Genomic DNA, 13,015 nt, shown 5'->3' on the forward strand with positions numbered 1-13,015 from the left:
CTTTCCAGGAAACGAACTCGATGGCCCGTTCAGCCCTTCTCAATGTCATGGTTCAGGCCGCCCTCAAGGCGGGTAAGTCTTTGGCGCGTGACTTCGGTGAAGTGCAGAATCTTCAGGTTTCGGTGAAGGGTCCAAGCGACTTCGTATCGCAGGCCGATCTCAAGGCTGAGAAGATCGTTCGCGACGAGCTGATGAAGGCTCGCCCGACCTATGATTTCGTTGGTGAAGAGGGTGGCGAGGAAAAAGGTACGGACGGCGCACATCGCTGGATCGTCGACCCGCTCGATGGCACCACGAACTTCCTGCACGGCATTCCGCATTTTGCCGTTTCGATCGCGCTGGAGCGCAATGGCGAAATCGTTGCTGGCGTTATCTTCAACCCGGCGACCGATGAACTTTACACCGCCGAGCGCGGTGGCGGCGCGTTTCTCAACGACCGGCGTATCCGCGTTGCGGCCCGCAAGGTTTTGTCAGATTGCGTCATCGGTTGCGGTGTTCCGCATCTGGGGCGTGGCAATCACGGCAAGTTTCTTGTTGAGCTTCGTCACGTCATGGGTGAAGCGGCCGGTATCCGTCGCATGGGTGCCGCTTCGCTCGATCTCGCTTATGTCGCGGCCGGTCGCCTCGATGGCTTTTGGGAAGCGGACCTCTCGCCGTGGGATATGGCGGCAGGTCTCGTCCTGATTCGTGAGGCTGGCGGTTTTGCCAGCGATGCGAAGGGTGGCGCGGCCATCTTTGATACCGGCAGTGTCGCGGCCGGTAACGAATATATCCACAAGGCGCTCGTAGACGTTGCCAACCGCCCGGTTCCGGGCCGTTAACCGGTATTCTCCGGAAATCCTACGGTTTCTGGAAGGTTTTAGGGCGCCCGGCGGTTCTTCGCCGGGCGCTTTTCGTTCGTGTTGCTGGTATGCAGGCCCGGAGACTGAAAAAGCATATGATTTAACTCCTGCTTTTCACTTCAATTCGTCGCATTTTTCAAATAGCTTCCGCTGAACAAGTGACCATAGGGAACGCGAACGTCATGGCGGATTCGGAGTTGCTCGATCTTGGTGTCGAGAAGCCGGTGACAACTCGGCAATACAGCCACAAGCTGTCCAGCCCCACACCATTTCTCTGGACGATGGTCCTGTTTCTGATCCTTGTGGGCTTCCTGGCGTCGATTCTGTACCGGCAGGCGCATACCGCCTTCATGACCAATCCGGGTTTGAACGGCTTCATTCTCGGCGTCCTCGTCATCGGCATCATTCTGATCTTCACGCAGACCATGAGCCTGCGTTCGGAAGTCCGCTGGTTCAACGCTTTCCGGGCTGCAGGCAGCGCCGACAAGGCCGGTCGTGCGCCGAAGCTTCTCGCGCCCATGAGCGCGCTGATCGGCAAGCGCGGAGAGGTGCGTCTCTCAACCGTCACACAGCGCACGATCCTCGATTCGATTGCGACCCGTCTTGACGAAGCGCGCGACACCTCGCGTTATCTCGTTGGGCTTCTGGTGTTCCTCGGCCTTCTCGGGACATTCTGGGGGCTGATCGGCACCATCGGCGCAATAAGCGAAGTCATTCAGTCGCTTGATCCGAGCGCCGGCGACAGCACCGATATTCTGGGGTCGCTGAAAACGGGCCTTACTGCGCCGCTTTCCGGAATGGGCACGGCGTTTTCCTCGTCGCTGCTTGGTCTTTCCGGTTCGCTCATTCTCGGTTTTCTCGACCTTCAGGCGGGTAGAGCGCAGAACCGCTTCTACACCCAGCTTGAAAACTGGCTGTCTTCCGTGACGGATACGGCAACGGATTTGGTTCGTGCGGACGGCAAGGTGGAGCCTGGCACGGTCGTCAGCACCGAACGCTCACTGGCAGCCATGACCAGCCTTGCGGAAGGCATTCAGGGGCTTGTGAAGAACATGCGCAGCGAGCAGCAGATGCTGCGCGACTGGATCGAGGCGCAGCAGGAAGAATCGAAATCGCTCCGCCGAACGCTCGAACGTCTGTCGGCGCGGGTGGAGGAGGATGCGAAGCCGTCTTCCGGCCGCACCCGCCACGATAACGGGAGCGAGTAACCATGGCGCTTGCGCGCAACCGTCGTCGCGACAAGGGGGTCGACTACTGGCCGGGGTTCGTCGATGCGCTCGCGACGCTGCTGATGGCCATCATGTTCCTGCTCACGGTTTTCGTTCTGGCGCAGTTCGTGCTGTCTCGGGAGATCACCGGCAAGGATGAGGTGCTGACGCGTCTCAACAGCCAGATTGCCGAATTGACCGAGCTGCTTGCAATGGAGAAAGGCAGCAAACAGGATATCGAGGACACGCTGGCGAACCTGCAATCAACGCTTGCTGCATCCGAAAACGAGCGGTCTCGGCTGCAGACGCTTCTTGATGCGGGCAGCGGGGCGGGTGCGGCCGCTAACGCCCGTATAGGCAGCCTCACCAACGAACTTGATGACGAGAAGCAGGCAAATTCCCGCGCCTCGGCACAGATTGAACTGCTGAACCAGCAGATCGCCGCCCTGCGTGCGCAGATCGCTTCGGTCGAGGCAGCATTGCAGGCATCGGAGGCAAAGGATGCCAATTCGCAGGTCCGGATCGCCGATCTTGGCCGCAGGCTGAATGTCGCGCTGGCGCAGCGCGTGCAGGAGTTGAACCGCTACCGTTCCGATTTCTTTGGTCGGTTGCGCGAGATTTTGTCAGACCGCGAAAATATCCGCATCGTCGGCGACCGTTTTGTGTTCCAGTCCGAAGTGCTGTTTCCCTCTGGTGGCAGCGATCTGAACCCTGAAGGGCAGGTGGAGATGGAGAAGCTTGCCGCTGCACTTCTCGATCTTGCCAAGGAAATTCCCGCCGAGATCAACTGGGTTCTGCGTGTGGATGGGCATACGGACAACGTGCAGCTCTCCGGCTCCGGTCGCTATCGTGACAACTGGGAGCTTTCTTCGGCGCGCGCCACCTCGGTTGTCAAATTCCTGATTTCGAAGGGCGTGCCAGCAAACCGTCTGGTTGCAGCGGGGTTTGGTGAATACCAGCCGATTGCCGAGGGCGACAGCCCGGAGACGCGCCAGCAGAACCGGCGCATCGAACTCAAGCTTACCGAGCGCTGACAACCACGACGGCACTTCCGCGATTGCGGTGTCGGCTCGTTGAAGCTAACGTCTTTTCAAACGACCGTTCCGGAACGTGGGTCTGTTTTTATACCGCGTTACCGTGCCGAAGTTCCTGACCTGTACGTTTACGCTTATGCGCGTAGTTCGTAAGGGCTGGTCTGGAACTGCAACTGGGCGAGCCGCGCATAAAGGCCGTTCTGGCGGATGAGGCTCTGGTGCGTGCCTTCTTCGATGACGCGGCCCTCATCCATCACCAGAATGCGGTCGGCCTTGAGCACCGTGGCAAGACGGTGGGCGATGACGATGGTGGTGCGGGTTTTCATCAGCTCGTCCAGCGCTTTCTGCACGAGCGTTTCGCTTTCGGCATCGAGTGCGGAGGTCGCTTCGTCGAGCAGCAGGATCGGTGCATTGCGGAGGATGGCACGGGCGATGGCGATGCGCTGGCGCTGGCCTCCTGAAAGGGTCACGCCTCGCTCACCGACTTGCGTGTCATATCCTCTTTCCAGCTTTTCAATGAAGCCGTCCGCCTGTGCCGCAATGGCGGCGGCCCGGACCTGATCGCGTGTTGCGTCAGGACAGCCAAAGGCGATGTTGTCGTGGATCGAGGATGCAAAGATCGCCACGTCCTGCGGCACGATCGAGAGACGGGAGCGAAGGTCGGCGATGCTGGCGCTGCGGATATCGGTGCCATCGACGGTGATGTTGCCCTTCTGCGGATCATAGAATCGCATCAGCAGGGAAAAGACAGTGCTTTTACCGGCGCCTGACGGGCCGACGATGGCGACGGTTTCTCCCGCCGCAACCTTGAATGACAGACCGGAAATGATCGGTCGGCCCGTCGCCTGCGGATAGACGAAATCGACATCGCTGAATTCAGCCTCGCCGCGCGGCGGCTGTGGCATCGCAACGGGTGCGGGAGGCTCTGCAACGGCGGAGCGTTCATTCAGCAGCTCGGAAAGCCGCTCGGCCGCGCCACCTGCCTGCGCCAGTTCACCCCAGACTTCCGAAAGCTGGCCAAGGCCACTGGCGGCGATGACCGAATAAAGCACGAACTGGCCAAGCGTACCGGCCGACATGCCGCCGCTCAGGACGTTCTGGGCGCCATACCAGAGAATGCCGACAACGCTTCCGAATACAAGGGTGATTGCCACCGCGGTCAGGATCGCACGCGCACCGATGGCCGCCCTCGCGCCCTGATAGGCGGCTTCGACGGAATCAGCGTAGCGGGCATTGGCCAGGGATTCGGCGTTGAACGACTGGATCGTCCGGCTGGCGGAGATCGTCTCGGACGCATAGGAGGCCGACTCGGCCAGGGTGTCCTGCGTCGTGCGCGAACGGGCGCGCACGGATCGGCCGAAGGCGATCAGCGGAAAGACGATGAAGGGGATGGCCAGCAGTGCCAGGCCCGAAAGGCCGGGGCTGGTATAGATCATCATCACCACGGCACCGAAGCACATGATGATGTTGCGCAGCGCCACGGAGGCCGACGAGCCGAAGGCGGAGCGAATCTGCACCGTATCGGCCGTCAGGCGCGAAGTCAGTTCGCCGGATCGGTTGGCATCGAAGAACTGCTGCGAAAGGGAGGTGAGATGTGCAAACACATCGCGCCGGATATCCGCAACAACGCGTTCACCGATGCTCATCACGTAATAATAGCGCATGGCGCTGGCCAGCGCGAGAACGACAGCGATGGCCAGAAGCATCGCGAAATAGCTGTTGATCATGCCGCCGTCGGACACCTGAAATCCGTGATCGATGATACGGCGCACGGCAAGGGGCAGGGCAAGCGTGGTGGCCGAGGAAAGTACGAGTGCAAACAGAGCCGTCGCCATCAGGCCGCGATATCGCGTAAGGTACGGAAAGAGGCTGAGAAGCGGCCTGATGCTTTTTCGGTTCGCCGCTTTCTGCTCCTGTATGTCTGCCACTTGCTCTCTTCTCCCTAATCGGCGCCGGTCTGCCATGCCCGGCTGCGCCGGAAGTCCATCTTGCCAAAGCGACTATCTCCGTTCACAAGGAAACAGCAGGCTCTTGTTATCTCGGCGACCTTCATGTATAGGCTCCGCATCAAATTGGGAAGCCATAGCCCATCTGGACTATGGCTTCATTTATTGAATTGGCTCAGTTGACGCGATTGCGGCAAATGGACCGCAAGTCACTTAACCAGGAAGATTGTCATGAAGGCTGATATCCATCCCGATTATCACACGATCAAGGTGGTCATGACCGATGGCACCGAATACGAAACCCGCTCGACCTGGGGTTCGGAAGGCGCAGTCATGAACCTCGAAATCGACCCCAAGTCCCATCCGGCATGGACGGGCGGCAACCAGCAGCTGATGGACCGTGGTGGTCGCGTTTCCAAGTTCAACAAGCGTTTCGGTGGCCTCGGCCTCTGATCCCTTGTGGACGGATCATTTTAAAAAAGCCCGGTTTTGCCGGGCTTTTTTATTGCCTTCACGAACCTGATGAACAGGCTTGCGCGAATAAAAAAAGCAGGCTCGAAGCCTGCTTTTTGAATTTTCAATTGGCCGTTTTTTCTCAGTTGATCGAAAAAGCCGTGCGAAGAAGGTTGAGCTGGGCCTGAACGCTGTTTTCGTTGTCCGGCACCTTTGCCGCTTCTGCGGGACGGTAGATTTCGCGGTCGAGCAGGGCAACGCGGTTCTGAAGGCGCAGCGAGCGCTCGATGAGATCGCGGAAGGATTCCGGCAGGTCGTTCCAGCCTGGGGCATTACGGTCGACATTGAAGCTGTCGAGGCGGACCTTGTTCTTCTCGCTAAGAACCTGATCTCTGCTCATCTCGCCATTGTTGACGGCGCGCTGCAAAAGCAGCCACGATGCCATCTGCATCAGGCGGGTGGTGAGGCGCATCGATTCTGCTGCGTAAAGCACCGAGGCCATGCGCGGAAGAACCTTGGAGGCAACGCGGCCTGCACCATCGAGATAGCTGGCCGTTTCCTCTACCAGGGTCATTCCCTCGGTATAGAGGGTCTTGAACTGGTTGGAAGCTGCTGCGCGCCCAGCAAAGCTAATCGTATTCAAAACCTGTTCGGACATTTCTTTAATCCCTGCTCACGCACCACACTGTCAGGCAACGATGGTCCGGATAATTTGTTCCGGCCTTTAGTGTTTTCAGGATGGTATCTTTACCTGAAATGCGCAAGGCAATTATTAAAGAAGGGTTAATACCCACAGTTTTGCAAAAATGCGGAGCATTGAAAAAAAGAGCCGCAAAAGCGGCTCTCAAGGTAAAACAGGGAGAAAAATCAGACCAATTCGCCGAATGGAGAAGATGCCTGAAATCCAGAAGAACTGGATAGGTATAGTAATCTCTCAGAAAGCTTAATTTTGCGTTAATGGTAAACGAAAGACTGCCCCGGAATTTTAATCAACGTCGGTCTGGAGCGGATCACCTTCTCGGTTTTTACCCCGCAGCTTCCTTGGTGTACAATTCCTTCGCCGGTCCATGCGGCTCAGGATCGGAACAGATTTTCCGCGGCCTGCCTGCCGGCGGATTTTGTCGTGCGTGCCTCGTCGAGTCGCTGGATCTCGGCGCGGAGCAGCTCGATACGTGCGGTGAGTTCATCCACGGAAAGAAGGCTGAGGTCGCTGCCGATCTCGTGCGCCTGCGGCTTTTTCGGCCTGTCGTCTTCAAAGAGGCTCATATGCCCGCTCCTTTTTCAACATGCTCGTCGTCCTGAGGATATTGCGGCGCGCGCGGGTCGAGCGCAATACTTTCCGGCGTGACGAGGGGAGACGGCGTCGTTGGCATCATGGTCGAGAAGTTGTCCTTCTCGTCCGTCGTGAGCGTGGCGCGCTGACGGCTTCTCATGATCGCATAGGCGGTTATCAGGATGTGGGCGATGGCGGTTACGAAAAACAGGGCATACGGCCCCCAGTAGGTCATCACGGCGCCGCCGAGTGTCGGGCCGATGATCGTTCCGATGCCATAGAGAAGCAGCAACCCGCCGGACACCTTGACGAAATCTTCCGAAGCCGCGAAGTCGTTGGCGTGTGCAACGGCGATGGGGTATAGTGCGTTGGCCGCAGCACCATAGACAGCCACCATCGAAATCAGCAGATAGACGTCCTGCGGCCGAATGGCGGCGACGGCGAGGCCCGCCACAGCGCCAAGACCTGCAAGCCCCGCCAGCACATAGCGGCGGTCGATGCGGTCGGACAGACGCCCTGCCGGGAACTGCGCCAGAGCGCCGACGAAGATGGTCACGGAAACCATGATGGCGATCATCGTCGGATCAAGCCCGGCGCGTGAGCCGAAGACGGCACCGAGCGTACCATAGGCACCGTTGGCGATGCCGATCATCAATATGCCGACAAAGGACACCGGTGAATTGCGATAGAGCGCCGGTAAGTCCAGCTTCACCTTTTGCAAGGGTTGCGGACTTGCGGCTTTCGAGAGCGTGGCCGGCAGAATTGCGATGCAATAGATGATGCCGCAGATCATGAACAACGACGTGTTGCTGATATCGCCCATCGGTACGATCATCTGGCCCGCCACGACGCCAAGCAGCGTAATGGCGATATAAAGCGAGAAGATCATGCCGCGGCTTTCATTCGTGGCGCGCTCGTTCAGCCAGCTTTCGATGATCATCGAGGTTCCAGCGGTGCAGAAGCCCGTGAGGGCACGCAGGCCGATCCACCAGCCGTCATCGATGATGAGACCCGTCATCAGCACGGTCAGGCAGACGAGTGCCACGAAGGAACCGAAGGCGCGCACGTGGCCCGCGCGGCGAACGATGGCAGGCGCAACGAAGCAGCCGATGACGAAACCCGCCGCCCACGATGTGCCGAGAAAACCGAGAACTTCGTTTGAGTACCCTTCGGCGGAACCTCGTACAGGGAGGACAAGTCCCTGCAGGCCGTTACCCAGAAAAAGAAACAGAGTGCTGGATAAAAGAGCGAATACAGGTAGAAGGTTTCTGCTCATGAAGACACTCTCATGCGTTCGGACGTGCGGATCGGGCGTTCTCACGGATGCCACCCCAATGGGTTGCACTCTTCTGGTGAACGTTAAAAATGTCCAGCCTGTGACGATGTGGAAATAAAGAAAAGGCTGAACAAATGGCAAAGGCGATCGGGCTTTTTCTATTGCTGGCGATGATCGTCCAGATCATCCGGCCCATTGGCGTGCCTGGACTGCGAAAACGCGGCGATTGCTGGAAGATTGCCGTCGCGGCATTTGTCATATGGTCGGCGACGCTGCTTCTTCGCCCCTGATGCCTGCGTTATCAGAACATGAAAAAAGCCGCCTCGAAAGGCGGCTTTGATCTTTGTCCGGAGCTTGAGCGTGGCTCACGCCGCCTTTTCGAGTTCCTGCTTCCAGGTGCCCTTGGCTGCGAGCGTGTTCATCGCAGCGCGGTGCGTGAAGGCACGCTGGCCAGCAGCGACGTTCTCCTGCTTGCCGCCCCATACCTTGAGGGCCGTATCCTGCAGCGCACGGCCGTAGGAATAGGTCAGCGCCCAAGGAAGGTCGAAACCGGAGTTCATGGCGGAAAGGTGGGCGGTTGCCTCCTCGGAGGACTGGCCGCCGGAGAGGAATGCGATGCCCGGAACAGCCGACGGTACAGTCGCCTTCAGAACCTTGACGGTCTTTTCAGCCACCTCATCGACCGAAGCCTTGCGGGCCTTCTTGCCGTCGATGACCATGTTCGGCTTGAGGATCATGCCTTCGAGATTGACGCGGGCGTCGAACAGATCAGCAAATACCGTCTGGAGAACCCACTGCGTGACTTCCGCGCAACGATCGATGTCGTGCGTACCCGGCTCGCCGTCCATCAGGACTTCAGGCTCGACGATCGGCACGATATCAGCCTGCTGGCAGAGAGCGGCGTAACGGGCAAGAGACTGGGAGTTGGCCTTGATGGAGCCCCAGCTCGGACGCTGTTCGCCAATGGTGATGACGCCGCGCCATTTGGCGAAGCGTGCGCCCGCCTCGTGGTACTTGCGCAGACGCTCGTACAGGCCATCGAGACCTTCGGTGATGAATTCATGCGGGTGGAAAGCCATCGGCTTGGCACCGATATCCACCTTGATGCCGGGAAGGCTGCCTGCTGCCTTGATGATGTCGACGAAGGGGGTGCCGTCGGCGGCCTTCTGGAAAAGAGTTTCCTCATAGAGGATGACGCCGGAGATACACTTCTTCATGGCGTCGTCGGAACGGAACAACATCTCGCGATAGTCGCGGCGGGTGGTTTCGGTGGACTCCAGATTGATGCTGTCGAAACGCTTTTTGATCGTTCCTGTGGACTCGTCGGCCGCAAGGAGACCCTTGCCGTCGGCGACCATTTTGATTGCGATGTCTTCGAGACGTTCGGTCATTTGCTATACTCCCAAGGCACAATACAATTCCGGATAACAGAAGATCCATGGCAGGGAAATGGCATGCTAACTCATTGAAACGATTGAAATGATTTCAATCGTTTGAAACTTTTCCTCCCATCTGTACCTGCCAAAAAACAAGCCGGGCAAGCAGTGCTTGTCCGGCTTTCTCGTCAGGCAAGGTGTCGAAGTTTACTTGGCGCCGGAAAGGATGGCAACGCCCGGCAATTCCTTGCCTTCCATCCATTCGAGGAACGCGCCGCCAGCCGTCGAGACATAGCTGAAATCGTCTGCGACGCCGGCATGGTTGAGGGCCGCCACCGTATCGCCGCCGCCTGCGACCGACACGAGCTTGCCTGCCTTGGTGCACTCTGCGGCATGCTTTGCAGCGGCAACGGTCGCTGCGTCGAAGGGTTCGATTTCGAAGGCGCCGAGCGGACCGTTCCAGACCAGGGTTTCGGCGCGGGAAATCCATGCCTTGATGCTTTCGACCGATTTCGCGCCGACATCGAGAACCATGGCATCGGCGGGAATGGCGCTGATTTCGACGGTTTCGTTGGCCGCACCGGCCTTGAATTCGCGGGCCACCACGCCGTCTTCCGGAAGAACGATGGCGCAGCCGGAGGAAGCTGCCTCGATCATGATCTGCTTGGCCGTATCGGCCAGATCGTGCTCGCAGAGCGACTTGCCGACATTCGTGCCACGTGCGGCAAGGAAGGTGTTGGCCATACCACCGCCGATGACGAGCGCGTCAACCTTCTTCACGAGGTTCATCAGAAGATCGATTTTAGACGAAACCTTCGCGCCACCGACGATGGCGACGACCGGACGGACCGGTTCGCCAAGTCCCTTTTCGAGCGCTTCAAGTTCGGCCTGCATGGTGCGGCCCGCGTAAGCCGGCAGATGACGTGCGAGACCTTCCGTCGAGGCGTGGGCGCGGTGAGCCGCCGAAAAGGCGTCGTTTACGTAGATGTCGCCATTGGCGGCCAGCGCTTCAACGAAGGCCGGGTCGTTCTTTTCCTCGCCCTTGTGGAAACGGGTGTTTTCCAGAAGCAGGATATCGCCGTCATTCAGCTTCGCGATGGCGTCGGCTGCGGGCGCGCCGATGCAATCGGAGGCGAAGGAAACGGCATGGTCGAGAACTTCTTCCACAGCGGGTACGATCAGACCCAGCGACATGTCGGCTACAGGTTCACCCTTCGGGCGGCCGAAATGCGCAAGCAGGATAACCTTTGCGCCCTTTTCGGAAAGTTCCAGAATGGTCGGTGCAACGCGTTCGATGCGTGTCGTGTCCGTTACTTTCCCATCTGCGACCGGTACGTTGAGATCGACGCGTACGAGCACGCGCTTTCCGGCAATGTCTTTAAGATCGTCGAGGGTTTTGAAGGCGGGCATGTATCGATCCTGATTTTGTTAAGACGGGTTAAGGTTGGCTGGAACATACAATGCCTGAAAGCCGACGCAAGCCGCTTATGCTTCATTTTCTCGCACATCGGTTGAAGGTGTCGATGCCGGCAGGCTGTTGGCTTCCGCACTTCCGGCGCGCGGGTCACGCCGTTGCGCCAGATATGCGCGGACGCGATGGATGATTTCATTGAGGCTGATGAATATCGGCAGGCTGGTTGCCGGTTCGACAGGTTCGAGCGAGATGCCGACGCCCGAGATTGCGCCATGTTCATCCAGCGCGCGGACGATCAGCACGATGGAGCCGAGGCGTACGCGATCGGCATAATCTGCCTTTCCGCTGAGGCGCGCTTCGATCAGTTCCGCGATGGTCATCGCCTGTTCTGCCGTTGAAAGGAGGCCAGGACCGTAGGCCGCCTCCAGCTCCTTCCCGGGACGGGAGGGGGAAATCGCGAAGGTGCCGAAGAAGTCCGCATCGTCTTCCGTAACAGGCAGGGCGCTGGCGAACAGCCGGTCGATCAGGCGCGAATATCCGGGGGCGATGAAAAGGTAGACAAGATCGTCCTCCCGCAGCCGTCCGGCATATTGGTAACGTATCGACTTGCCGTCACGCACGACGAGAGAGGGCATGGCCCAGCGCGGGATGCGCTCACCCTGCAGAACGGCGCTGCCGCTGGCGACACGGTAGGAGATCAGTTCGTGATTGGCCGTGCCGGGAAGGTCTACTTCCAGCTTGTCGACCTCGCCCATGCGCGGCGGCACGATCAGGCCAAGCCGCGTGGCGACGGGCTTGATCGTCCAGCCCTGCACCAAAAGCGATACCAGCACGATGATGAAGGCGGCGTTGAAGTAAACCTGCGCGTCATCCAGTCCACCGAGAATGGGCATGATGGCAAGCAGGATCGACACGGCTCCACGCAGGCCCACCCACGCGACGAAGGAAGTTTCCTGCTGTGTATAGTTGAAGGGCATCAGGCTCAGCCACACCGCCAGCGGGCGTGCCACGAAGATGAGGAACAGGGCGAGCAGCACGGCGGGAATGGCAATCGCTGGAAATTGCGATGGCGTGGCAAGCAGCCCCAGCATCAGGAACATGATGATCTGCGACAGCCATGTCAGACCCTCGTGGAACCGGCGGATGGTGTCCTTGGCAAAGATCTTCCGGTTACCCGCGACGATGCCAGCGACGTAGACGGCGAGGAAGCCGCTGCCGCCGATGGTGCCGGTGAAGGAGAAGACGAGGAGCGCAAGCGCCAGAACGAAGATCGGCGCAAGCCCTCTGTCGGCAGCAAAACGGTTGACGACGGTGACGATCATAAGCCCGCCGAGGAGGCCGAAGATCAGCCCCAGCCCCATCTGCTCCAGGAAGAGAATGAGGAAGCTGCGGTCGAAACCGGCAAGCCCCTGTCCTTTCGCGATGACCTCTACAAGCGCGATGGTCAGGAAGATAGCCATCGGGTCATTGGTGCCGGATTCGACTTCGAGCGTGGAGCGCACCTGATCGCGGATATGGATGCCGCCGATGCGAAGCAGGAAGAATACGGCGGCTGCATCGGTCGAGGCGACGATGGCGCCGAGGAGCAGTCCCTGAAGCCAGGAAAGACCGAGCAGCAGGGCGGCCGCGCCGGCAAAAAAGATGGAGGTCAGGATCACACCGCCGGTCGCAAGCGCGATGGCGGGTGCTGCGGAAATCCTGAAGGATTGTATCGACGTACCGAAACCGGAATCGAACAGGATGACCGCAAGTAGGAGCGATCCCAGCATGTAGGCGAGCGGATTGTTGGTGAACTCTATGCCGAGGCCGTCAACCCCTGCCGCAAGACCGATCATCAGGAACAAGAGCAGCAGCGGTGCACCGAAGCGAAATGCGATCAAACTGGAAAACGCTGCGACCAAAACAAGTATCGTTGCTACCAGCAGCAAAAAATAAAATGATTCCATGTCGGTCGCCTCGCTCGAAACGGCTCCGGTCCGTGGCCTGCGCACTCTGGACGTTTGCAGTCAATGCGCCACGGTTGCGGGCCTTCAGCGCTATTGCGGAGTGGCGTTGAATGGCAAGGCAAGGCGGGGTGTATCGAACGACACGGCAGGGAGGCAGTGCATTGCGCACGACCGAATCTCTGCCTCGATTTTTCTGTGCCAAAATAGACAGCAGCAAGGCGGGAAATGGGAAAGTTGGCGGCAATCC

The 13,015-nt window shown here is 59.0% G+C and carries 12 protein-coding genes; 5 read left to right on the forward strand and 7 right to left on the reverse strand.

Annotated features, from left to right (window positions below; all coding sequences use genetic code 11):
- Positions 1-20: 20 nt before the first annotated feature.
- The 3 genes from N7578_RS06400 (at position 21) to N7578_RS06410 (ending at position 3,084) form a co-directional block, all read left to right on the forward strand.
- Positions 21-821 (forward strand): inositol monophosphatase family protein, encoded by an 801-nt coding sequence (locus N7578_RS06400; protein ID WP_311109446.1) that lies wholly within the window; start codon positions 21-23, stop codon positions 819-821.
- Between the two features lie 203 nt (positions 822-1,024).
- A complete protein-coding gene (locus N7578_RS06405) occupies positions 1,025-2,050 on the forward strand; it encodes a flagellar motor protein MotA (protein ID WP_311109447.1) in 1,026 nt (341 codons plus the stop codon).
- A gap of 2 nt (positions 2,051-2,052) precedes the next feature.
- Complete coding sequence (locus N7578_RS06410) at positions 2,053-3,084, forward strand: peptidoglycan -binding protein (protein ID WP_311109448.1); 1,032 nt, start codon at positions 2,053-2,055, stop codon at positions 3,082-3,084.
- Between the two features lie 134 nt (positions 3,085-3,218).
- On the opposite strand, the gene N7578_RS06415 is transcribed toward N7578_RS06410, so the two are convergent.
- Positions 3,219-5,012, reverse strand: a complete 1,794-nt coding sequence (locus tag N7578_RS06415; protein ID WP_311109449.1) for an ABC transporter transmembrane domain-containing protein — start codon at positions 5,010-5,012, stop codon at positions 3,219-3,221.
- A 249-nt stretch (positions 5,013-5,261) separates the two neighbouring features.
- Between N7578_RS06415 and rpmE the strand changes: the two genes are divergently transcribed.
- Positions 5,262-5,483, forward strand: a complete 222-nt coding sequence (gene rpmE, locus N7578_RS06420) for a 50S ribosomal protein L31 (protein WP_003497640.1) — start codon at positions 5,262-5,264, stop codon at positions 5,481-5,483.
- Between the two features lie 142 nt (positions 5,484-5,625).
- Here rpmE and N7578_RS06425 read toward each other — a convergent pair whose 3' ends face one another.
- The 3 genes from N7578_RS06425 to N7578_RS06435 all read right to left on the reverse strand — a co-directional run bounded on the left by N7578_RS06425 (position 5,626) and on the right by N7578_RS06435 (position 8,032).
- Positions 5,626-6,141: a DUF1465 family protein gene (locus N7578_RS06425; protein WP_311109450.1), complete on the reverse strand. Its 516-nt coding sequence runs from the start codon at positions 6,139-6,141 to the stop codon at positions 5,626-5,628.
- Positions 6,142-6,557: 416 nt separating this feature from the next.
- A complete protein-coding gene (locus N7578_RS06430; RefSeq protein WP_311109451.1) occupies positions 6,558-6,749 on the reverse strand; it encodes a DUF1192 domain-containing protein in 192 nt (63 codons plus the stop codon).
- On the reverse strand, positions 6,746-8,032 hold the full coding sequence (locus N7578_RS06435; protein ID WP_311109452.1) for an MFS transporter: 1,287 nt from the start codon (positions 8,030-8,032) through the stop codon (positions 6,746-6,748). Before N7578_RS06435 ends, N7578_RS06430 begins: the two co-directional genes overlap by 4 nt.
- Positions 8,033-8,166: 134 nt before the next feature.
- Here N7578_RS06435 and N7578_RS06440 point away from each other — a divergent pair, with 134 nt between their 5' ends.
- Positions 8,167-8,322: a hypothetical protein gene (locus tag N7578_RS06440; protein WP_311109453.1), complete on the forward strand. Its 156-nt coding sequence runs from the start codon at positions 8,167-8,169 to the stop codon at positions 8,320-8,322.
- Positions 8,323-8,397: 75 nt separating this feature from the next.
- Here N7578_RS06440 and N7578_RS06445 read toward each other — a convergent pair whose 3' ends face one another.
- From N7578_RS06445 to N7578_RS06455, 3 genes are all read right to left on the reverse strand, one after another.
- Positions 8,398-9,423 carry a class I fructose-bisphosphate aldolase gene (locus N7578_RS06445; RefSeq protein ID WP_311109454.1) on the reverse strand — a complete coding sequence of 342 codons (1,026 nt, stop codon included), beginning with the start codon at positions 9,421-9,423 and terminating at the stop codon, positions 8,398-8,400.
- 192 nt (positions 9,424-9,615) lie between these two features.
- Positions 9,616-10,818, reverse strand: coding sequence for a phosphoglycerate kinase (locus N7578_RS06450; RefSeq protein ID WP_311109455.1), 1,203 nt, complete (start codon positions 10,816-10,818; stop codon positions 9,616-9,618).
- Between the two features lie 75 nt (positions 10,819-10,893).
- A complete protein-coding gene (locus N7578_RS06455; protein WP_311109456.1) occupies positions 10,894-12,768 on the reverse strand; it encodes a potassium/proton antiporter in 1,875 nt (624 codons plus the stop codon).
- Between the last annotated feature and the right edge of the window lie 247 nt (positions 12,769-13,015).

This window comes from Agrobacterium tumefaciens (assembly GCF_031801495.1).
GTDB classification, from domain to species: domain Bacteria; phylum Pseudomonadota; class Alphaproteobacteria; order Rhizobiales; family Rhizobiaceae; genus Agrobacterium; species Agrobacterium tumefaciens_K.

Bases quoted from the DNA above. Each gene is read 5' to 3' on its own strand.
- N7578_RS06400 (WP_311109446.1), top strand. From the start codon at position 21: ATGGCCCGTTCAGCCCTTCTCAATGTCATGGTTCAGGCCGCCCTCAAG.
- N7578_RS06405 (WP_311109447.1), top strand. From the start codon at position 1,025: ATGGCGGATTCGGAGTTGCTCGATCTTGGTGTCGAGAAGCCGGTGACA.
- N7578_RS06410 (WP_311109448.1), top strand. From the start codon at position 2,053: ATGGCGCTTGCGCGCAACCGTCGTCGCGACAAGGGGGTCGACTACTGG.
- rpmE (WP_003497640.1), top strand. From the start codon at position 5,262: ATGAAGGCTGATATCCATCCCGATTATCACACGATCAAGGTGGTCATG.
- N7578_RS06425 (WP_311109450.1), bottom strand. From the start codon at position 6,141: ATGTCCGAACAGGTTTTGAATACGATTAGCTTTGCTGGGCGCGCAGCA.
- N7578_RS06430 (WP_311109451.1), bottom strand. From the start codon at position 6,749: ATGAGCCTCTTTGAAGACGACAGGCCGAAAAAGCCGCAGGCGCACGAG.
- N7578_RS06435 (WP_311109452.1), bottom strand. From the start codon at position 8,032: ATGAGCAGAAACCTTCTACCTGTATTCGCTCTTTTATCCAGCACTCTG.
- N7578_RS06440 (WP_311109453.1), top strand. From the start codon at position 8,167: ATGGCAAAGGCGATCGGGCTTTTTCTATTGCTGGCGATGATCGTCCAG.
- N7578_RS06445 (WP_311109454.1), bottom strand. From the start codon at position 9,423: ATGACCGAACGTCTCGAAGACATCGCAATCAAAATGGTCGCCGACGGC.
- N7578_RS06450 (WP_311109455.1), bottom strand. From the start codon at position 10,818: ATGCCCGCCTTCAAAACCCTCGACGATCTTAAAGACATTGCCGGAAAG.
- N7578_RS06455 (WP_311109456.1), bottom strand. From the start codon at position 12,768: ATGGAATCATTTTATTTTTTGCTGCTGGTAGCAACGATACTTGTTTTG.